Source organism: Noviherbaspirillum sp. Root189 (assembly GCF_001428545.1).
GTDB lineage: Bacteria > Pseudomonadota > Gammaproteobacteria > Burkholderiales > Burkholderiaceae_D > Noviherbaspirillum.
The window spans coordinates 38,183-58,262 of the sequence record NZ_LMHZ01000012.1; the positions used below are offsets into that span (position 1 = coordinate 38,183).

16 protein-coding genes are annotated in these 20,080 nt (G+C 56.0%); 6 read left to right on the top strand and 10 right to left on the bottom strand.

Annotated elements, in window-relative coordinates; all coding sequences use genetic code 11:
* Positions 1 to 11: 11 nt before the first annotated feature.
* The 3 genes from ASE07_RS08120 to ASE07_RS08130 all read right to left on the bottom strand — a co-directional run bounded on the left by ASE07_RS08120 (position 12) and on the right by ASE07_RS08130 (position 2,524).
* Complete coding sequence (locus ASE07_RS08120) at positions 12 to 1,220, bottom strand: efflux RND transporter periplasmic adaptor subunit (RefSeq protein ID WP_082584016.1); 1,209 nt, start codon at positions 1,218 to 1,220, stop codon at positions 12 to 14.
* A gap of 66 nt (positions 1,221 to 1,286) precedes the next feature.
* Entirely contained in the window at positions 1,287 to 1,721 is a 435-nt protein-coding gene (rnhA, locus tag ASE07_RS08125; RefSeq protein ID WP_057290554.1) for a ribonuclease HI, read from the bottom strand.
* Between the two features lie 23 nt (positions 1,722 to 1,744).
* On the bottom strand, positions 1,745 to 2,524 hold the full coding sequence (locus ASE07_RS08130; protein WP_057290317.1) for a class I SAM-dependent methyltransferase: 780 nt from the start codon (positions 2,522 to 2,524) through the stop codon (positions 1,745 to 1,747).
* Positions 2,525 to 2,527: 3 nt separating this feature from the next.
* Here ASE07_RS08130 and gloB point away from each other — a divergent pair, with 3 nt between their 5' ends.
* A complete protein-coding gene (gene gloB / locus ASE07_RS08135) occupies positions 2,528 to 3,301 on the top strand; it encodes a hydroxyacylglutathione hydrolase (RefSeq protein ID WP_057290318.1) in 774 nt (257 codons plus the stop codon).
* A 131-nt stretch (positions 3,302 to 3,432) separates the two neighbouring features.
* A complete protein-coding gene (locus ASE07_RS08140) occupies positions 3,433 to 4,953 on the top strand; it encodes a transglycosylase SLT domain-containing protein (protein WP_200960905.1) in 1,521 nt (506 codons plus the stop codon).
* 146 nt (positions 4,954 to 5,099) lie between these two features.
* Here the strand turns inward: ASE07_RS08140 and ASE07_RS08145 are convergent, their stop codons facing one another.
* From ASE07_RS08145 to ASE07_RS08160, 4 genes are read right to left on the bottom strand one after another with little or no spacing between them, the layout of a single operon-like run.
* A complete protein-coding gene (locus ASE07_RS08145; protein ID WP_057290319.1) occupies positions 5,100 to 6,701 on the bottom strand; it encodes an ABC transporter ATP-binding protein in 1,602 nt (533 codons plus the stop codon).
* Entirely contained in the window at positions 6,698 to 7,741 is a 1,044-nt protein-coding gene (locus ASE07_RS08150; protein ID WP_057290320.1) for an ABC transporter permease, read from the bottom strand. The genes ASE07_RS08145 and ASE07_RS08150 overlap by 4 nt, the downstream gene beginning before the upstream one ends.
* Positions 7,738 to 8,799 (bottom strand): microcin C ABC transporter permease YejB, encoded by a 1,062-nt coding sequence (locus ASE07_RS08155; RefSeq protein ID WP_057290321.1) that lies wholly within the window; start codon positions 8,797 to 8,799, stop codon positions 7,738 to 7,740. Before ASE07_RS08155 ends, ASE07_RS08150 begins: the two co-directional genes overlap by 4 nt.
* A 3-nt stretch (positions 8,800 to 8,802) precedes the next feature.
* Positions 8,803 to 10,602: an extracellular solute-binding protein gene (locus ASE07_RS08160; protein WP_057290322.1), complete on the bottom strand. Its 1,800-nt coding sequence runs from the start codon at positions 10,600 to 10,602 to the stop codon at positions 8,803 to 8,805.
* 337 nt (positions 10,603 to 10,939) lie between these two features.
* Here ASE07_RS08160 and fabI point away from each other — a divergent pair, with 337 nt between their 5' ends.
* Together fabI and ASE07_RS08170 are read left to right on the top strand one after the other, a co-directional pair.
* Positions 10,940 to 11,734, top strand: a complete 795-nt coding sequence (fabI, locus tag ASE07_RS08165) for an enoyl-ACP reductase FabI (RefSeq protein WP_057290323.1) — start codon at positions 10,940 to 10,942, stop codon at positions 11,732 to 11,734.
* Between the two features lie 369 nt (positions 11,735 to 12,103).
* On the top strand, positions 12,104 to 13,507 hold the full coding sequence (locus tag ASE07_RS08170) for a DEAD/DEAH box helicase (RefSeq protein ID WP_057290324.1): 1,404 nt from the start codon (positions 12,104 to 12,106) through the stop codon (positions 13,505 to 13,507).
* Positions 13,508 to 13,638: 131 nt separating this feature from the next.
* Here ASE07_RS08170 and senA read toward each other — a convergent pair whose 3' ends face one another.
* Positions 13,639 to 14,832, bottom strand: a complete 1,194-nt coding sequence (gene senA / locus ASE07_RS08175; protein WP_057290325.1) for a selenoneine synthase SenA — start codon at positions 14,830 to 14,832, stop codon at positions 13,639 to 13,641.
* A gap of 174 nt (positions 14,833 to 15,006) precedes the next feature.
* Between senA and ASE07_RS08180 the strand changes: the two genes are divergently transcribed.
* Both ASE07_RS08180 and leuA read left to right on the top strand, forming a co-directional pair.
* Positions 15,007 to 15,456 carry a GNAT family N-acetyltransferase gene (locus tag ASE07_RS08180; protein WP_057290326.1) on the top strand — a complete coding sequence of 150 codons (450 nt, stop codon included), beginning with the start codon at positions 15,007 to 15,009 and terminating at the stop codon, positions 15,454 to 15,456.
* 403 nt (positions 15,457 to 15,859) lie between these two features.
* Positions 15,860 to 17,545, top strand: coding sequence for a 2-isopropylmalate synthase (gene leuA / locus ASE07_RS08185; RefSeq protein WP_057290327.1), 1,686 nt, complete (start codon positions 15,860 to 15,862; stop codon positions 17,543 to 17,545).
* 121 nt (positions 17,546 to 17,666) lie between these two features.
* On the opposite strand, the gene egtB is transcribed toward leuA, so the two are convergent.
* Both egtB and egtD read right to left on the bottom strand, forming a co-directional pair.
* Positions 17,667 to 18,920: an ergothioneine biosynthesis protein EgtB gene (egtB, locus tag ASE07_RS08190; RefSeq protein ID WP_057290556.1), complete on the bottom strand. Its 1,254-nt coding sequence runs from the start codon at positions 18,918 to 18,920 to the stop codon at positions 17,667 to 17,669.
* A 10-nt stretch (positions 18,921 to 18,930) separates the two neighbouring features.
* Positions 18,931 to 19,911: an L-histidine N(alpha)-methyltransferase gene (egtD, locus tag ASE07_RS08195; RefSeq protein WP_082584017.1), complete on the bottom strand. Its 981-nt coding sequence runs from the start codon at positions 19,909 to 19,911 to the stop codon at positions 18,931 to 18,933.
* Positions 19,912 to 20,080: the final 169 nt, after the last annotated feature.

The window sequence follows — 20,080 nt, forward strand, 5'->3', positions numbered from 1 at the left end:
GTGCTCTCCGCTTAGCGTTTCGCGAGCACCGCACCGTCCGCGGGTGCAGCCGCCTGGCTGGGACCTCCCTGGACGGCGGGTTTATTGGAGGGCGAACCACCCTGCGCGTTCGGTGTACCCGGCGCGATCTGGACCGGCGTGCCGTCTTTGGACAATCGGATCTGGCCGGCAGTGACGACAGTGTCACCCGCCGACAGGCCTTGCACGATTTCGACCTTGGCCGCGCGGCGCAATCCGGTCTTTACTTCCGTGCGCATGGCCTTGCCGTCGACGACCTTCCAGACAGTCACCTTGCCGCCCTGGGGAACGATTGCCTCTTCGGGAATCATCAATGCGTTTTCTCGTTCTGCAAGAAGCAGCCGCACCCGTGCAAACATGCCTGGCTTTAAGCGACCTTCTGGATTGTCGACGCGTCCGCGCAGCAGCGCGGAGCGCCCGGAACTGTCGACCTGGGGATCCACGGCATCCACTTTGGCCTTGAAGGGTTTGCCGGGCAAGGCGTCGACAATCACTTCAATCGCCTGCCCAGGCTGCACCAGGTCGGCATAGCGTTCCGGGATACGGAAGTCGACCTTGACGCTGGAAATATCTTCCAGATTAACGAGGTCCGCACCATCCTTGACATAGTCGCCCACACTGACGGTACGTATGCCAACAATGCCCGAGAACGGCGCCTTGATTTCCAGCTTGGATAAACGCGCTTCCGCAAGCGCCAGCTTGGCCTCCAGAACCTGCACGTTGGCCTGAGATTCATCACGTGCCCGGTCAGAAATGAATTTCTGTTTGGCGAGGTCGGCGTTGCGCTCGAAATTTGCCCTGGCAATACCCAGTTCCGCCTTTGCCTGCAAGACTTCGGCCTGATTGACGGTAGAGTCGAAGGCAACCAGCACTTGTCCCTTCTTCACCCGCTGGCCGTCACCGAAATTGAGGCGGGTAATCCGTCCCGCCACTTCGGGCCGGATCACAACGGATTCATTGGATCGGATATTCCCGACGGCATTGATGTCGTCGACCAGATTGACGACGGTCACCTTGGCGACATCGACGGCAGCCGGGCCATTATTCGCCGAAGCGCGCGGCCCTCCGGCTTTTTCCGGCGTCGGTGTCGAAGTTTGTTCGGTTGGTCCCTGGTGTTTACGCTGTTCGAAATACGCGTAAGCCCCAAGTGCGGTGATTCCAACCGCCGCAATGACGGGGTAAAGCAGTCTCCGGGTATTCATTTGTCTTTATATCGTTCCAAATTGCAACATTTTTGCTGTTGGACGAATGTAGCACAACAGAACAGTTCAGGACACTGACGCTACGCCCATATTTGCAAGCGCATCAGCCCGTTCGTTGCCTTCATGCCCGGCGTGTCCTTTTACCCACCGCCATTCAATTGTATGCGTCGCGCGCGCGGCATCAAGGGCTTGCCACAAATCGACGTTCTTGACAGGCTCCTTGGCGGCGGTTTTCCATCCGCGCGCTTTCCAGCCGTGTATCCATTCGCTGATGCCCTTTTGCACGTACTGGCTATCGGTATGCACAATGACCGTGCAGGGACGCTTGAGTGCGCTCAGTGCCTCGATCACAGCCTTCAGTTCCATGCGGTTGTTGGTGGTGTTCGTTTCGCCGCCAAACATTTCCTTTGTATGCTCGCCCGCGACCATCAATGCGCCCCAACCGCCGGTGCCTGGGTTTCCCTTGCAGGCACCGTCAGTGTAAATCTCTACTTTATCCATGTTGCACTTCAGTTCTTGCCTATTCATTTATGTTTTTGAACACGATTGGTGACGGCAACGCCTTGCCGCGCGTGGGCGGGTTTCCTGGTCCAGGCTGGACCGATCAGGCGCATGCCGCGTACCCGCTTGATGGCCTGCACTATATAGATTGCGCCGAGGTAAGGCCACCATCTGTTGCCGGCTTCTTCCATGAATTCAAACCGGGTCAGCCATTTTTCGGTCATGCAGGGCGGCGCGTAACAGCCGAAGTGGCCACGGTTGACTTCCATATTGAGCAGCTTGAGCCAGTCCTTCAGGCGCGGCAGGCTGATGAATTCACCATTTTGCGGCAGGAAGTGGGCACCGGTCAGGCGACCCGTAACCTGGCGCAAGCCCCATAGACTGGCGGGATTGAAGCCGCAAATCACCACCTGGCCTTCTGGAATCAACACGCGCTCAACCTCGCGCAGAACCTGGTGAGGTTCCTCGGCGAACTCCAGGACGTGGGGCAGAACGACTAAATCCAGGCTTTGCGAGGCGAAAGGAAGTTCAGCGAAGTCGTGTACAACCACGATGCGTGATGAACCATCACTCCCGTCGTTCTCGTTCGGAATATGCGTATCCGTCAACCACTTGTTGGGCATCCGGTTGGCATTCAATGCATTGATTTGAGGCAATCCGATTTGCAACGCATTGAAACCAAAAATATCAGCGGTCAGCAAATCCAGTCGTTCCTGCTGCCAGGCGCGCACATAGCTGCCCACTGGCGTCTCGAGCCAGGGACCGAGCGCTATAATCGGCTTTTCAGGTAACCGGTGATCCATCGTATGTTAAGTGTATTGACTGTTCCGGCATTCCAGGACAATTACCTCTGGCTGATTCACGATGGCATCCGCGCCGCCGTAGTCGACCCGGGTGACGCGACGCCTATCCTCGATGCCCTTGCTGCACATGGTCTTTCCCTCGCCGCTATTCTACTGACACATCACCATGCTGACCATGTCGGCGGCGTGCCGCAATTACTGACGCGATTTAATGTGCCGGTTTTTGGCCCGCGTCAAGAAGCGATTTTCGGCGTCACCTATCCTTTACAACAGGGAGACAACGTTGATGTGCCCGACCTGAACCTTCGTTTCGAGGTGTTGGACGTTCCCGGCCATACGCGTGGCCATATTGCCTACTATGCGCCCGAGCAGTCGTGGCTGTTCTGTGGCGATACCCTGTTTGCCGGCGGCTGTGGACGCTTGTTTGAAGGTACGCCGGAACAAATGGCAGAGTCACTTGGCAAACTTGCCGCGCTGCCGGACGATGTGAAAGTGTTTTGCGCACACGAATATACCTTGTCAAATCTGCGCTTTGCGCAGGAAGTCGAACCGGGAAACAAGGCTTTGAGCGTCCGGATGACGCAAGAGCAAGCCAAGCGCGACAAGGGCGAACCGACCGTACCGTCGACCATCGCCCTGGAAAAGGCGACAAACCCGTTCCTGCGTTATCGCGAACCAGCGATCGCAGACCGATTATTAGCTACAGGAAATATTTCTAGCAAGGAACCTATTGCCGTGTTTGCTGCCTTACGGCAATGGAAAAATTCCTACCGTTGACGTCCACGGTATAGTTGCCGAAATATTATCGATCACCGATAAATCTTGACGCAGGAAAACACCATTACGTAAACTCTGTCGATTAAACTGGGCGCCATATTGGCCCTTATTCCATTAGCAAGCGAGGAAACATGTATCCGCTGAAAAGAAGAACATTCCCACTAACAGCGCTTCTCATCCTCGGCGTCCCGGCCGCCACCCAAGCAGCAGATCTCTCTCTTCCTTTCTATAACTGGTCGCAGGTTTCCGCGATGGAGCGGCCCTACGATCCCAACGACCCGCTGGCCCAGATTCTGGCTATCGAAGAAGTGGATGTTTGGGCACGGATCCGCAAAGGTTTTGCCATTCCCGATCTGGAAAGCCCGCTTGTGGTAAGCCAGACTCAGTGGCACAGCTCTCGTCCGGACCATATACTGCGCACGACCACTCGTGCGTCGCGTTACCTCTTCCACGTTGTCCAGGAACTTGAAAAGCGCAATATGCCCACCGAACTGGCATTGTTGCCTTTTATCGAATCGGCATTCAACCCTCAGGCATATTCGAGCGCGCATGCGGCCGGCATGTGGCAATTCATTCCATCCACCGGGCGTGATTTCAACCTGACGCAAAGCATGTTCAAGGATGAGCGCCGCAACGTGCTTGCTTCGACCGATGCCGCACTGTCATATCTTGAAAAGCTTTACGGCATGTTCGGTGACTGGCAGCTTGCACTGGCCGCCTACAACTGGGGCGAAGGCTCAGTGCAGCGCGCAATCAACAAGGCTCGCGCCGCAGGCCAGCCCACAGATTTCAATACGCTGTCGCAGTACATGCCTCTGGAGACGAAAAATTACGTTCCCAAGCTGCAGGCTGTCAAGAACATCATTGCAGCGCCGGCAAATTATGGCATTACGCTACCAAAGATCGATAACCAGCCCTACTTCGTCACCATCGGGAAAACGCGGGATATCGATATCAAGGTAGCCGCGCAACTGGCGGAATTGTCGATCGACGAATTCAAGGCGCTCAACCCGCAGTTCAATCGACCGGTGATTACCGGCAGCTCGGACACAAAAATTCTCCTGCCGCAAAGCAATGCCGAGAAGTTCAAGACCAATCTTGCGAAATGGGGACGCACCCTGTCATCCTGGACTGCCCACAAGGTCACCAGCGCGAAAGAAAGAATCGAGACGATCGCGTCGCGCTTCGGCACCACGCCGGAGGTGATTCGTGAGGCGAACAACATTCCGCCGAAAACGCTGCTCAAGGCCGGCTCCACGGTCCTCGTGCCGCGATCCGACCATGCGCCGGAAGCGGACATCGCGCCAGAACTGGTGGATACGGCAACGATGATTACCGCGCCGGATGTACCGGATACGCGACGGATCTACGTCAAGGTAGGCAAGAAGGATACACTCGCGTCGATTGCCCGGCGCAACCAGGTGACCGTCGAACAGATCAAGCAGTGGAACAACCTGAAGCATGATCGTGTCAGTCCGGGTGGAAGCCTGCAGTTGAATGTGCCGTACAAGCAGGGGACCGCAGTCGCTCGCAAGGCAGCACATGGACCACGCAAAGCGGTGCAGCAAGCGCCGAGGTACCGCAAGGCCGCCCCTGCTTCAGCTCCAGCGAAGAAAACTGTCGCGACGAATAGCAAGAAAAGCCGCAGCTGACGAATTTGCGCTGACAAAACCTATCGGCACTATCTGCCACTATCGGCCGTTTATCGCCTGTCATTCCCACACGCCGGGAATGACAGGTCTCAATCCGGCCAACCTCACACCACGCACTGTCAGGTCATGGCGGACCGGGCAGTTTTTCAGGCTTCTTTTGCCTCTTCCACTTCCAGCGTCGAGTAAGTCGCCGCCGCCAGCAGTCGCTTCGTATACATTTCCTTTGGCCGCGATAACACTTCTTCGGTAGGCCCGCTTTCAACGACCTTCCCGTCCTTCATCACCATCACCCGATGCGCCATGGCACGAATCACGGCAAGGTCATGGCTGATGAAAACATAGGCAATTCCGTACTTGTGCTGCAGTTCTGCGAGCAACTGCAGCACCTGCCTCTGCACCGAAACATCAAGGGAAGACGTTGGCTCGTCGAGCAAAATCAGCTCCGGCTTCAGGACCAGCGCGCGTGCGATCGCGATTCGCTGGCGCTGTCCACCAGAAAACTCGTGCGGATAGCGTGTCATCATTTCCGGGGCCAGGCCAACTTCGGACAACGCATTGGCGACCGCTTCACGCAGACCATCGCGCCCCAGGTCCGGCTGGTGCAAGGCAAGGCCCTCGCCCACGATTTGTTCGATGGTGCGCCGGGGCGACAACGATGCGAACGGATCCTGGAAAACGACCTGCATTTTTGCCCTGAGCGGCCTTAACTGGGCACTGGTCATTTCGCTGATTGGATGGCCAATGAAGGAAATGCGTCCATGAACAGTTGCCGATGACAGCCGGACCAGCGCCATACCGAGGGTGGATTTGCCCGATCCGGACTCGCCAACAATGCCCAAGGTCTCATGCGGCTTCAGTTGCACTTCCACGCCATCGACAGCGACGAAGGGGATGGTCTTGAACATGCCGCGCTTGATGGCGAAGGTGCAGCGCAGCTTATCCGTTGCAAGCAGCGGCAGCGCATCGTCGCGTATTTCATTCACCATGCGTGTGGGATGGCTGGCGAGCAGCTTGCGCGTGTACTCTTCGCGCGGATTGGCAAACAGTTCGGCGGTCGTTGCCGTCTCGATCAGAAGTCCCTTTTCCATGACGCCAACGCGGTCCGCAAAATGACGAACCAGATTGAGGTCGTGGGTAATCATCAGCACCGCCATATTCTCTTCGCGCTGTAGCTGGTTCAGCAGCTCGAGAATTTGTACCTGTATCGTGACATCCAGCGCGGTAGTCGGTTCGTCGGCGATCAGCAGCTTGGGTTTGCAGGCAAGTGCCATGGCAATCATCGCACGCTGACGCTGCCCGCCCGACAACTGGTGCGGAAATGCAAGCGACCTTCTTTGCGGCTCGGGAATGCCGGTTTTATCCAGCAACTCGACGGTCCGTCGTGCTGCCTCCTTGGCACTGATGCCTTCATGCAGCATGAGCACTTCGGCGATCTGGTTACCGATGGTGAACAACGGATTGAGCGCTGTCATCGGTTCCTGGAAGATCATCGCAATGTCTTTGCCGCGAACTGCCCGCATCGCGCGCTCAGGTTTTTGCAACAGGTCCTGGCCTTCGAACAATATACGGCCACCATATTCGGCATCAAGGTTCAGGCGCAGTATGGAAAGTGACGTCACGGTCTTTCCGGAACCGGACTCGCCAACCAGGGCAAATTTTTCACCCGGCGCGATACTGAAACTGACATCGGTTACAACAGTCGCCGGGCCAAAGCCGACTCGCAGGTTTTGTACAACCAGCAGGCTCATGCCTTCCTCCGCACGTCGAGGGCATTGCGCAAGGCATCGCCGATATTGGTCAGCAGCAGGAGCGTCATGGTCAGCACGACAAACGTCGACAACGCGATCCACCAGGCATCCAGATTGTTTTTGCCTTGCGCCAGCAACTCGCCAAGGCTGGGGGTCGACGGTGGAACGCCAAGGCCGAGGAAGTCGAGACTGGTCAGGGCAAGGATGGCCGCGCTCATGCGAAATGGCAGGAATGTCACTACCGGGGTCAGGCTATTCGGCAATACATGGCGCCAGATAATCTGGCCATTCGACAGGCCGAGCGCACGTGCCGCCTGCACATACTCGAGGTTACGATTACGCAGGAAATCGGCGCGCACATAGTCCGACAAGCCCATCCAGCCGAACAATGACAGCAGAATGAGCAGCAGACCCAGTCCCGGCTCGAAAATCGAGGCGAAAATGATGAGCAGGTAAAGTTCGGGCATTGAGCCCCAGATCTCCATGAAACGCTGGAAGAACAGGTCGGTCTTGCCCGCAAAGTATCCCTGTATCGCTCCGGTAACCAAGCCAAGAATCACGCCGGTGATCGTAAGCGCCAGCCCAAACAATACCGAGACGCGGAAGCCATACAACAAACGTGCAAACACATCTCGTCCACGATCATCCGTACCCAGCCAGTTCTCGCTGGACGGCGGCGCCGGGTTGGGCGACTTGGCAAAGTAATTCAGTGTATCGAATCGGTAATGGTTGATGGGATAAATAGCCCAGTTACCATCGCGCTGAAACTGGTCCTGGATAAACGGATCCAGGTAATCGGCCGGCGAGGCGAAGTCTCCACCGAACGCTTTTTCAGAGTACGTCGTCACAATCGGAAACATGATCTGGCCGTTATAACGGACCATCAACGGCTTGTCATTGGACACCAGCTCGGCAACCAGGCTGATGCCGAACAGGATGCAAAAAATGATCAGACTCCAGTAGCCACGGCGGTTCTGCTTGAAACGCAGCCAGACGCGCCGGCCTGGTGAAATCGATCTGGTTGGTTTACTCTGATTCATCGGTTCAGGCTTTCGAATTGCACGCGTGGATCAGCCCACACATAACACAAGTCTCCCAACAGTTTGACGACGAGCCCGATCAGCGTAAACAAATAAAGCGTCCCCATCACGACTGGATAATCACGTCGTATCACCGATTCATAGGACAGCAGGCCCAGTCCGTCCAGCGAGAACAGGGTCTCGATCAATAGACTGCCGGCAAAGAAAGCGCCAATGAACGCAGCGGGAAATCCGGTGACCAGCGGGATCAGTGCGTTGCGGAACACATGCTTATAAAGTACGGTTTTTTCATTGAGGCCTTTGGCTCTTGCCGTCAGTACATATTGCTTGCGAATTTCTTCCAAAAAGGTGTTCTTGGTCAGCATGGTCATGACCGCAAAGGAGCCTGCAACCGATGCCGTCACCGGCAAGGTGATATGCCAGAGATAATCCATTACTTTGCCTGCCCAGGACAGTTGTTCCCAGTTATCCGAGGTCAGTCCCCGCAGAGGAAACCATTGAACGAAACTGCCACCGCCAAACATCACCAGCAGGAATACGCCAAGCACAAATCCGGGAATCGAATATCCAACGAGGACCGCGATACTGGACACGACATCGAACCGGCTACCTTCCCGTACCGCCTTGGCAACTCCGAGCGGCAGTGAGATAAAGTAGGTCAGGAAAAAAGTCCAGAGGCCCAGGCTGATCGAGACTGGCAGCTTGGACTTTACAAGGTCCCACACATCCTTGTGATGATAGAAGCTGTTACCGAGATCAAAGGTGGCGAAACCCTTGAGCATCTGGATAAATCGTTCAAGCGGCGGCTTATCGAAGCCGTATAACGCTTTGATTTCCTTTACCCGTTCCGCGTCGATCCCCTGCCGTCCCCGGTATTCGGAGCCGCCCCCGCCGCTTGCTTCGCCGGCGCCGACCTGTCCTTTTTTAAGCTCCATCAACGCTTGTTCAACAGGACCGCCGGGCACGAACTGGATCACTGCAAATGTGATGGCAATGACACCAAGCAGTGTTGGGATCATCAGGAGAATGCGCTTGCCAATATAGGACCAGATATTCATTGCTTACCTCGGCTTCTTCTGCCACCAGGTGGATATCACATAGGGATCGGCTGCGTAATACAAGGGCATTTTCTCAGGAATGCCGAATCGGTCACGGTACGCAACCCGGTGCGTCGACGAAAACCAGTGCGGCACAACGATGTACTTATTGAGGAGGACACGGTCCAGCGCCCTGGCCGCTCCTTCCAGTTCCTTGCGCGATCCGGCAGCAACGAGGTTGGCAACCAGCTTGTCGACGATCGGATCCTTTAAACCCCAGGCATTACTCGAGCCCTTTTCGTCGGCAGCCTTGGAGCTGAACATGTCGAACAATTCATTGCCCGGGCTGGTCGTATCCGGGAAACGGATGCTGGTCATGTCAAAGTCAAATTCTTCCATGCGCTTCTGCACAAGCGCGTAGTCGGCGGTGCGCTGGTTGACCTGAATACCCAGCTTCTGCAGGTTACGCACATAGACGCTGATGATGCGCGACAAGGCGGACTGATCGTCCAGGATTTCGAAGGTAAATGGCTCGCCCTTGGCGTTACGCAAGGCCCCGTCACGATATCCCCAGCCGGCCTCCTTGAACAGGGCGCGCGCCTGCAACAGGTTGGCACGCAGCGATGAGGGAGGGTCAGTGCTTGGCGGCACGGGTACCGGACCGAATACCGCGGGATCAAGCTGGGCACGCATGGGATCGAGGAGCTTCAGCTCTTCTTCGGAAGGTGTGCCAGTCGCGGCAAGATCGCTGTTATTGAAAAAGGAATAGATGCGCTTGTATTGGTTGTAGAAAAGCTGGCGGTTCATCCATTCGTAGTCGAGTGCCAGCCCAAGCGCCTTGCGCACGCGGATGTCTTGAAACTGCGACCTGCGCAGATTCATCACAAAGCCCTGCATGCCGGCGGCATTGGAATGTTTAAGTTCGCGCTTGACGATCTCGCCGCTGGTGAACTTCGGCCCAATGTAGCTGCGTGCCCAGTTTTTTGCGCTGTATTCGACCACCACGTCGAACTCACCGGCCTTGAAAGCTTCCAGCCGCGCGACGTCGTCCTTGTAGAACCGGTAGATGATGCGTTCGAAGTTATACATGCCCTTGCGTGAAGGTACGTCATTGCCCCAATAATTCGGATTCCGCTTGTAGATGATGGAGCGGCCGACATCGTAGCGATCGATCAGATAGGGACCCGTTGCAATCGGCGGCTCCAACTGGATATTGTCGAAGCTTGTGTTGGCGCCCCACTTTCGCGAAAACACCGGCACGCCGCCGACGATCAGCGGCAACTCCCGGTTAAGTGCCTTGAAATCGAAGCGTACGGTGCGGTCATCGACGACGACGCATTCCTTGACGTCGGCGAAGATCGACTTGAACTGCGGCGCGCCCTTTTGCACGAGCATGTCATACGAATGCTTGACGTCCGCCGCCGTCACCGGGTCGCCATTATTAAACTTTGCTTTTGGATTGAGCCGGAATGTCATTGCCATCCGGTCCGGCGCCAACTCCATGTCCTCTGCCAGCAAACCATACATGGTCGCGACTTCATCCGAAGAGCCCGTCGCCAGTGTTTCGAACATCAGGTTCGAAACACCCGCCGCCGCAACTCCCTTCAGCGAAAACGGATTGAACTTGTCAAAGCTGGTACGCCGATCGGGATTGGCAAGAAAAAGCTCGCCACCACGCGGCGCATCGGGATTAACGTAATCGAAGTTCTTGAACCCGGCCGGATAGCGCGGCGTGTCGTACAGGGAAAAAGCATGGGCGCCGAAAGCGCTACCGCTGTAGGGAACAAAAAGGAGAAGCAGGAGTGAGGTAAGTAGTGTGCGCATTCGCCTGATTGAAAGATGCGGAAAGATGCGTCTGGCAGCGCCAGGGTCGGAGTATTTTACCCAAAGGTATATTGCATGGTGCCGGTTTTCATCGAATATCAACAATCTTGCCCGGTGTTAATGGAATTTCCTTGTTTTATCATGCGAACCGCAAAGAAAACTTGCGTTTGGCCAAGGTGACCGCCGATACGAAAAGTTGCTCGCTTGACCAAGTCTCCCTACAATCTTGCCCAGTTCACGCAATGACGGCCTTGGCCGTACATGTCGGCCGGGCAGCAATAACAGCGATATCCGTGCCGTACCGCGTAAAATACGACAAATTCATCTGGAGTCATCTATGGCATTTCTTCAAGGCAAAAAAATCCTCATTACTGGCCTGTTGTCTAACCGTTCCATTGCCTATGGCATCGCACAGGCATGTAAACGCGAAGGCGCTGAACTCGCCTTCACCTATGTCGGCGACCGTTTCAAAGACCGTATCACAGAGTTTGCGAAGGAATTCGGCAGTGACCTCGTGTTTGATTGCGACGTCGGCAGCGATGAACAGATCGAAGCAGTCTTTGCCGATTTGGGCAAGTCCTGGAGCCAGCTTGATGGCTTGGTCCATGCCATTGGCTTTGCACCTCGTGAAGCGATTGCCGGCGACTTCCTGGATGGCTTCACACGCGAGAATTTCCGTATCGCGCATGACATTTCGGCTTACAGCTTCGGTGCCATGGCCAAAGCGGCACGGCCGATGCTGAGCCAGAACGCGTCGTTGCTGACCCTGAGTTATCTGGGCTCGATGCGCGCTTTGCCCAACTACAACACCATGGGTCTTGCCAAGGCCTCTCTGGAGGCGAGCGTACGTTACCTCGCTGAGTCGCTTGGCCAGCGTGGCGTGCGCGTGAATGGCATCTCCGCAGGCCCGATCAAGACACTGGCGGCAAGCGGCATCAAGGACTTTGGCAAGATCCTTAATTTCGTCAAAACCCATTCCCCGCTGCGTCGCAATGTCACCATCGAAGATGTTGGAAATACCGCCGCTTTCCTGCTATCGGATCTGGCAGGTGGCATTACCGGCGAAATCACCTATGTCGATGGCGGTTTCTCCCATGTGGTTGGCGGTATGGCCGATCCAGACGAAGCTTAATTAATAGTTACGCAAAGTTACGCAAGTCCGGGTCATGTCAGAATTATTTTTCATTGACCCGGGCTTACGAGGACGTACTTTGCACTGGGAAAAATAGTCGGACACGACAATTTATAACTCTGTATAATGCGTCCTGGTGCATCGCAACAGGCGATCACCCTTAGTCGCATCGCAACCCTTTAGCAATAAACCCTAAAGCCATCCCGCCTCTGGTGTCGCCTTAACAGACACCGTCCCGGCGCAAAGCTTTTGTGCCGAAATTTCTCAGAACATTTCTCAGCTGTTTCGTTGGTTGGCGTTGCCTTTTTAATACGCTCGCAGACCCGTCACGAATTTGGTCGCGGCGTTGATCTTTAAGAAAGAAACACAATGACTTTTGAAGCACTTGGCCTGCACTCGTCCATTCTCAAAGCACTGACGGAAGCCGGCTACACAAAACCTACTCCGGTCCAGGAGCAGGCGGTTCCCGCAGCGTTGCAAGGTCGTGACCTGATGGTCTCCTCGCAGACGGGTTCCGGCAAGACGGCCGCATTCATGCTGCCGGCGTTGCACAAATTCGCAGAAGCAGAACTGGAAGCACAACCAGGCGCCAAGACTTCCAACCAGGAACGTCAGTCCGCCCGTTCACGCGGCGAGCGCCCGCGTTTCCAGCCTGCGCAACCGAAGATGCTGGTCCTGACACCGACACGCGAACTCGCGCTGCAGGTGACCAATGCCACCGACAAGTATGGTTCGAACCTGCGCCGTGTACGTGCGGTCTCCATCCTCGGCGGCATGCCCTACCCGAAGCAAATGCAATTGCTGTCCAAGAATCCAGAGATTCTGGTAGCGACGCCTGGCCGTTTGATCGACCATATGGAATCCGGCAAGATCAACTTTTCCCAGCTCGAGATCCTCGTCCTGGACGAAGCCGATCGCATGCTCGACATGGGCTTCATTGAAGACATTGAAAAGATCGTCGAAGCCACACCCGAAACACGCCAGACCATGCTGTTCTCGGCAACGCTTGATGGCGTAGTCGGTAACATGGCAAAGCGCATCACGCGCGATCCACTGGTTATTCAGATCGCCAGCGCAGGCAACAAGCATGAAAACATCCAGCAGCGAGTACACTTTGTCGACGATCTGTCGCACAAGAATCGCCTGCTCGACCATCTGCTGCGTGACGCAACGCTCGACCAGGCTGTCGTATTCACCGCGACCAAGCGTGATGCCGACACCATCGCGGATCGCCTGAATATCGCCGGCTTCGCGGCTGCCGCACTGCATGGCGACATGCATCAGGGCGCGCGTAATCGTACCCTGGACGCATTGCGCCGTGGTCAGGTTCGTGTATTGGTGGCGACCGACGTTGCAGCACGCGGTATCGACGTACCGGGCATCACTCACGTCGTGAACTACGACTTGCCGAAGTTCCCGGAAGACTATGTGCACCGTATCGGCCGCACTGGCCGTGCAGGCCGCAATGGTCTGGCAATTTCGCTGGTCAATCATGCTGAAAACATCAATATCAAGCGCATCGAACGCTTTACCAAGCAGTTGATTCCGGTTGATATCATTGAAGGCTTTGAGCCAAAGAAGACAGCATCGGCACCACGCAGCGCACGCAAGCCGGGTGGCTGGAAGCCAGGTGACAACCGCAGCAACAGCAAGCCGGGTCAGCGTACGTTCAGCAAGCCGGGCGCTCCCCGCAAGGAAGGCAGCGGCGGCTTCAACAAGGGTTCGCGTTTTGGTGACAGCGGCGGCAACCGCCGTTCCTTCGGCGACCATTGATGCACCAGTGATCAGGCACCCTTGGTGCACGCGGACGTCTGATCGCAGAATGTGAGCTGTAAGAATCAAAATGGCCATCGGGGCAACCCGATGGCCATTTTTTATGCCAGCAAGTGAAGCTGCCCTACCCGCTACAATGCGCAGGTTCGAAAGCCTGCAAACAGATCATCGCGCTCCGGCAAGGCGAAATTCCGAAACTTCAACGACCGCATCCTGCGCCGTGTGGCAAACGATGCACCGCGCAATACCTGGTGGCTATTGAAATGCGGTGCCGAATATTCTTTATAAGCGTCGGCGGAAAATCCCGGATAGGGTTCAAAAGGCGAACAGGTCCATTCCCACAGATCACCCCAGCGTAATGCGGGATGGCCGGAAAGAGCCGCATATTCCCATTCTGGTTCCGTTGGCAAACGTCGGTCAGCCCAGACACAATACGCCTGCGCTTCATAGAGACTCAAGTGCCGCACCGGCTCATTGGGCGGCAATACGATCTCTCTGCCGTAGCGCTGACATAGCCAGCGACGCCCATCACGTATCCAGTCGCGTGGTGCAAAACGGTCCCTCGCCATCAGCCAGGTACGTCCACCATCCGTCCAGAAGTGTGGTTTCTGATAACCGCCATCTGCAACGAACTCGCCGTACTGCGCGTTTGTCACCAGTGTCGAATCCATGATAAAGGCGGGAACGTGACAGGCATGCGCCCACTTTTCATTGTCGAATACGAAGCCTGCGTTATGCGGACTTCCAAGCTGTATGGTCCCGCCCGGAAAACGGATGTCGCCCTGGGCCCAGCCTGGGGTCATTTGTTCTGCAAGCTGAGGCGGCAAGGCTATGCCAAGCGTCTGCAGTGCCTGGGTCATGATCTCAGCCCGCATATCCTCATAGGCGAGCACCAGCCGGAACGGATAAAGCGATGCATCATCCTTACCCGTGCGTCCAAGCTTGTCGAGAACACGATCCAGGACCTCGTAGCAATAGGTCTTCAGCGCGCCGGTACGTGGCAATTCCACTTTCCAGCGCGCGCGATGCGACACGGTATTGGGATCAAACCAGTCATCGCCTTTGGTCAGCATTGAGGTACGCTGCGCGGCGATCGGATCGCTCGAATGCGCTTCGCGCAGCACATACCATTCGGCAAACCAGGCGATATGTCCAAGCTCCCACAAGGGAGGATTGAATTGCTCGCTCACAGGCACAGGAACCTTTGCGGCAACATCAAGGCCGGAGGCTGCAAAGGTATCGAACAAGGCGAGCGTATCCCGACGTGCTTCTTGCAGAGCAACGCCAAGCTCGGTCGGTAATGCAGTACGGAAAGAAACGTTCATGATTGCATCTGGGTTACTGCACTCCTACTGGAGTGCGCCGGCACCGGCGCAGTTATATGCAATTGCAGGAAGCAAGCCGGCATATATGCTTATACCGACCCGCTTTATGCTAATTTTGCACGCTCTGCACCAGAGAAGAACAATGTACACCAACCACACATCGGGAGATACACCATGCCGGTAAGCACGCGACAAGCCGTTCTGGCCGACCTCGACCTGATTGCCCCACTGTTTGACGGCTACCGCTGTTTCTATGGCAAAGACACTGACCCGGCGACAGCCCATGCGTTTATTGCCGAACGTCTGATGCTGCGTGACTCCGTCCTATTTCTAGCGCTGGATGAAGCCGGCGGTGCCTTGGGCTTCACGCAGCTCTACCCGTCGTTTTCTTCGGTCAGCGCACGGCGCATCTGGATTCTCAACGACTTGTTCGTCACGTCACAGGCACGCGGGCGCGGGGTCGGCAAGGCACTGCTGGAAGCGGCCAGGCAATACGCAATTCAGACCGGCGCTAAACGTCTTGCGTTGTCGACCGCGCACGATAATCCGGCGCAAAAATTGTATGAATCACAAGGTTATGTGCGTGACACAGGATTCTTGCACTATGAACTTGAGCTGGATTGAGATCAGTGCAAGCAATTTTCGCTTGACACGTCGCCGTAGCATCTTCTACATTGAGCGGATGTTGACCACATACGCACAACTTCACACGCTATCGCTACTAGCAGACTCCCTGCTAGCGGCGGCGCTACTACGCGTCGCACGCTGATACCCTCCCCGTGTTGTTTGTTGTTGTGTTGTACCCGCATCCAGATTGCGGTGCTTAAAATTCCAAAGGTCGACGATCCATGTATTTCAAGCGCATGCCAGTGACGTTCATTCAAGGCGATGTCATCGCTGCGATGATCTTTGCGCGCGCGCTATCGCTGCTACCGCTACCGATCGGTTGCCTGGCCTCGCGTTAGTGGCAGTCAGGCAGCCTTTCCGCCACATCGTACGACTATCCACATTTCCTTAGAGGTATCCCATGATGTTGCAGAATCCGGCGGCGAAATATCGCCCGTTTCCTCCCGTACGCCTGACCGACCGAACGTGGCCTGACAAGGTCATCACGACACCACCTGTCTGGATGAGCACCGATCTGCGCGATGGCAATCAGTCGCTGATCGAACCGATGAATCCCGAGCGCAAGCTCCGTTTCTTTGAGATGCTGGTCAAGATCGGGATCAAGGAAATCGAAGTCGCCTTCCCTTCCGCGTCGCAGACCGACTTCGATTTCGTGCGCAAACTGATCGACGAAAAACGCATTCCTGACGACGTGACCATTGAAGTGCTTACCCAGTCGCGCGAAGACCTGATCCGCCGTACGGTCGATTCGGCAACCGGCGCCCGCCGTGCCATTGTCCATCTGTACAACGCCATTTGCCCGTCTTTCCGCCGGATCGTATTCGGCATGTCGCGCGAGGAAGTCATAAAGATTGCGGTGGACGGTACCCGCCTCATCAAACAGTTGACCGACGAGCGCCCCGAGACGGAATGGGTGTTTCAGTATTCGCCTGAAACCTTCAGCATGGCGGAACTCGATTTTGCGAAAGAAGTCTGCGATGCGGTCACTGAGGTGTGGCAGCCGACGCCAGAACGCAAGATGATCTTCAATCTGCCCTCCACCGTGGAGTGCAGTACGCCCAATGTTTATGCTGACCAGATTGAATGGATGCACCGCAATCTTGCGCGCCGTGACAGCATCATTCTCAGTGTCCATCCGCACAATGACCGTGGAACCGCCGTAGCGTCTGCAGAGCAAGCGGTCATGGCAGGCGCCGACCGTGTCGAAGGCTGCCTGTTTGGCAATGGCGAACGCACCGGAAACGTCGACCTTGTAACGCTTGCGCTCAATCTGTACACGCAGGGCGTGCACCCTGGACTGGATTTTTCCGATATCGATGAGGTGCGCAAATGCGTGGAGGAATGCAACCAGATTCCGGTGCATCCACGTCATCCCTATGTCGGCGATCTGGTATTCACCGCCTTCTCGGGTTCGCACCAGGATGCAATCAAAAAAGGGTTTGCGCAGCAACAGCCTGACGGCATCTGGGAAGTGCCTTACCTGCCGATTGATCCGGCTGACGTCGGACGCAGCTACGACGCCGTGATCCGGGTAAACAGCCAGTCGGGCAAGGGCGGCATGGCCTATCTGCTCGAACAGGAGTACGGCTTCAAGCTGCCGCGCCGCTTGCAGATCGAACTCAGCCGTGCCATCCAGAAGATCACTGATGCGACAGGCAAGGAAGTGGGCGCCGAAGACATCTACGCGATCTTCCGTGAGGAATACCTGGAACGCAAATCGCCATTTATCTACCAGGGCCACCAGATGCTGCAAGAGGCCGGGACCGAGCAACGCGTCGAAGTGAAAGCCGACGTCGAGCGTGCCGGACGCCGACTTAGTGTCACCGGAATCGGCAATGGGCCTATCGACGCCTTCGTTCAGGCGTTAGGCGTCGATATCACTGTCATGGATTATCACGAACACGCTATCGGCGCAGGGGCCGATGCGCGCGCCGCATGTTATGTCGAACTGCGCGTGGATAATGGTCCGACGCTGTTTGGGGTTGGCGTTGACAGCAACATTGTAACGGCATCGTTCAAGGCGGTGCTGAGTGCTGTGAACCGGCAGCTTGGCGGCGAGTCAAGCGTCGACGCAATCGCTGCATAAACATCCATCGATTACTGGATTGGTGGAGATTGGTGGATCAGGCAGGAAAGCCTTGTGCCTGCTTGCCTGATCCATACGGAACGGCACTCCGCCACGTCCGGAGTGCCAAGATGTTTCCTCATCAGAGCGAACGGGCAAGCCTGATTCCCGTGAACTGCCAGCGTGCGGTCGCCGGAAAGAAGTTACGGTAAGTCGCACGGGTATGTCCCTCAGGCGTCGCGCAGGATGATCCACGCAGTACATATTGGTTCGACATGAACTTGCCGTTGTATTCGCCTATAGCGCCTTCCGCGACCTGATATCCGGGATACGGCGCATAGCTGCTGAGCGTCCATTGCCACCCGCAGCCAAATAATTGCGACAGACCGCCTTGCGTATGTGCCTGCGCATACGCATCGTCCGCGTCCGGATGCAATGCGGGCTTTCCATAATAACGACAGGCGCTTGCTGCGTTTTCCCATTCCGCTTCGGTCGGCAGGCGTGCCCCGCTCCAGCGTGCGTAGGCATCCGCTTCAAAGAAGGATAGGTGCGTCACAGGACGATGCGGATCGATTTTTCGAAGTCCATACAAGGTGAACTCCTGCCAGCCGCTTTTGGTACGTTGCCAGTACATCGGCTTATCGATCTGACTCGCTTTCACCCAATCCCATCCCTCAGATAGCCATAGGGATGGCTCGGCGTACCCACCTGCTTCGATGAACTTCAGATATTCAGCATTCGTCACGAGCCGTGACGATAAGGCATAGCGCTCGACAAACTGGCGATGCCGCGGCACCTCATTGTCAAAGCAAAATTCTGCTCCTGCATGCCCGATATGAACTACAGCCGCATCGAATTCCTGCCACTGCATTGGCGGCGCCGCATCGCACTCTGCAAAATGCTCGTTGCTGTAGGCAGGATATAGCGGGCTCATCGACAGCATATGCTTGACGTCCGTCAGCATCAGTTCCTGATGTTGTTGTTCGTGATGCAGGCCCAAATCGACCAGCCGCGCAATCGTATCGGCATTCGCGTCTCGCTGCTCCGCGAGCAGCACGCCAACGCGTTCGTCGATGTTGCGACGGTAAGCCAGTACATCGCCAAGTGCCGGACGGGTCAGCAATCCTCGCTGCGGGCGGGGGTGCTTGTCACCAACACCGTTGTAATAAGAATTGAACAGGACACGAAACGCCGGCTGGAAAGGCTGGAAGTTTCGCTCGTACTGTTCAAGGATAAACGTCTCGAAGAACCAGGTGGTGTGCGCAAGATGCCATTTGATCGGACTGGCATCTGGCATCGACTGCGCACAGCAGTCCTCATCAGACAGCGGCTCCGCCAGCTGGCGGCTACGCTTGCGTACCGAATGAAACCGTGCAACCAGGATGTCGGTATCCATGATAGTTTTTCTATGCGACGCGCGCATGGCAAACCAGAAACCAACCACGCTCATCGGTCCATGTCTGCGCTGCGGCAAAGCCCGCGCGTTCAAGCAATTGCAAAAAGCCCTGGCGCGTGTACTTGTAGCTGCTTTCGGTATGGATGCGTTCGCCTTCCGCGAACCGGCGCACCCCGCCTGGCCAGCGCACGGTAACGTCGCTACGGGCTTCAAGGTGCATTTCAATGCGGCTCGCCGATTCATTGAAGCAGCCGACGTGGCGCCAGTCACGCACATGAAAATCGGTACCGATCAGCGTATTGAGATGCAGCAGCAGGTTCAGGTTAAACGATGCAGTGACGCCCAGCGCGTCGTCATACGCTGCAGTCAGGACATCCTTGTCCTTGACCATGTCGACGCCGATCAGCAGGCTGCCATCGGCCTGGCATGCTTCACGGATACGACCGAGCAAGGCTGCTGCTTCGATGGGCGAAAAGTTGCCTATCGATGAGCCCGGGTAAAAGAAAAGCCGCTTTTCCCGGCGCACCACAGGCGGCAATTCCATTGTGCTGGAAAAGTCCATGCCGATACCCGTCATGCGAATCTGCGGAAAACGCTGCCGCAAGCTCTCTACCGCATCTTTCAAAAACTCTACGGAAATATCGACGGGTACGTATTGCAGGGGCTGCAGATAAGGAAAAAACTGCGCCGCCTTTGCGCAGTTACCCGCCCCAAGATCGATCAGAGTCGTTCCGCGGCCTGTTGATTTTGCGATGTCATGCAACCGGGCATCGAATATCGCTTTTTCGGTGCGGGTCGGATAATACTCGGGCAGTTCACAAATTGCCTCGAACAGTTTCGAACCCAGGGCGTCATAAAGAAACTTGGGTGATGTAGCCGGCTGGTCGGCCAGCAAGCCAGCGGTCAATTCCGCCCGAATGGCGTCATCGTCCCTGCGGTACAGTTGTATGAAGCCGCTATGCGGCATGTCCCGAGAATTTAGTGGCGCCATGGAATCAGCAATAGTAGATTGCCCATCGGACAGAACGGGCGGTGGGGGATGAGCGGCAAGGTTTTTAGCTATCATAGTGAACACTTCCCGTCTGTTTTTGAGCCGACACAAGTCTTTTGAGTATATCGATATGTTGATAATGCGCTTGTAAGCTTACAAGGCAGCAAGA

What these genes read in the sequence shown, in the direction of transcription:
- ASE07_RS08120 (WP_082584016.1), bottom strand. Translation starts at nt 1,220, where the DNA reads ATGAATACCCGGAGACTGCTTTACCCCGTCATTGCGGCGGTTGGAATC.
- ASE07_RS08155 (WP_057290321.1), bottom strand. Translation starts at nt 8,799, where the DNA reads ATGAATATCTGGTCCTATATTGGCAAGCGCATTCTCCTGATGATCCCA.
- senA (WP_057290325.1), bottom strand. Translation starts at nt 14,832, where the DNA reads ATGAACGTTTCTTTCCGTACTGCATTACCGACCGAGCTTGGCGTTGCT.
- egtB (WP_057290556.1), bottom strand. Translation starts at nt 18,920, where the DNA reads ATGGATACCGACATCCTGGTTGCACGGTTTCATTCGGTACGCAAGCGT.
- rnhA (WP_057290554.1), bottom strand. Translation starts at nt 1,721, where the DNA reads ATGGATAAAGTAGAGATTTACACTGACGGTGCCTGCAAGGGAAACCCA.
- leuA (WP_057290327.1), top strand. Translation starts at nt 15,860, where the DNA reads ATGATGTTGCAGAATCCGGCGGCGAAATATCGCCCGTTTCCTCCCGTA.
- egtD (WP_082584017.1), bottom strand. Translation starts at nt 19,911, where the DNA reads ATGGCGCCACTAAATTCTCGGGACATGCCGCATAGCGGCTTCATACAA.
- ASE07_RS08160 (WP_057290322.1), bottom strand. Translation starts at nt 10,602, where the DNA reads ATGCGCACACTACTTACCTCACTCCTGCTTCTCCTTTTTGTTCCCTAC.
- gloB (WP_057290318.1), top strand. Translation starts at nt 2,528, where the DNA reads ATGTTAAGTGTATTGACTGTTCCGGCATTCCAGGACAATTACCTCTGG.
- ASE07_RS08150 (WP_057290320.1), bottom strand. Translation starts at nt 7,741, where the DNA reads ATGAATCAGAGTAAACCAACCAGATCGATTTCACCAGGCCGGCGCGTC.
- fabI (WP_057290323.1), top strand. Translation starts at nt 10,940, where the DNA reads ATGGCATTTCTTCAAGGCAAAAAAATCCTCATTACTGGCCTGTTGTCT.
- ASE07_RS08170 (WP_057290324.1), top strand. Translation starts at nt 12,104, where the DNA reads ATGACTTTTGAAGCACTTGGCCTGCACTCGTCCATTCTCAAAGCACTG.
- ASE07_RS08130 (WP_057290317.1), bottom strand. Translation starts at nt 2,524, where the DNA reads ATGGATCACCGGTTACCTGAAAAGCCGATTATAGCGCTCGGTCCCTGG.
- ASE07_RS08145 (WP_057290319.1), bottom strand. Translation starts at nt 6,701, where the DNA reads ATGAGCCTGCTGGTTGTACAAAACCTGCGAGTCGGCTTTGGCCCGGCG.
- ASE07_RS08140 (WP_200960905.1), top strand. Translation starts at nt 3,433, where the DNA reads ATGTATCCGCTGAAAAGAAGAACATTCCCACTAACAGCGCTTCTCATC.
- ASE07_RS08180 (WP_057290326.1), top strand. Translation starts at nt 15,007, where the DNA reads ATGCCGGTAAGCACGCGACAAGCCGTTCTGGCCGACCTCGACCTGATT.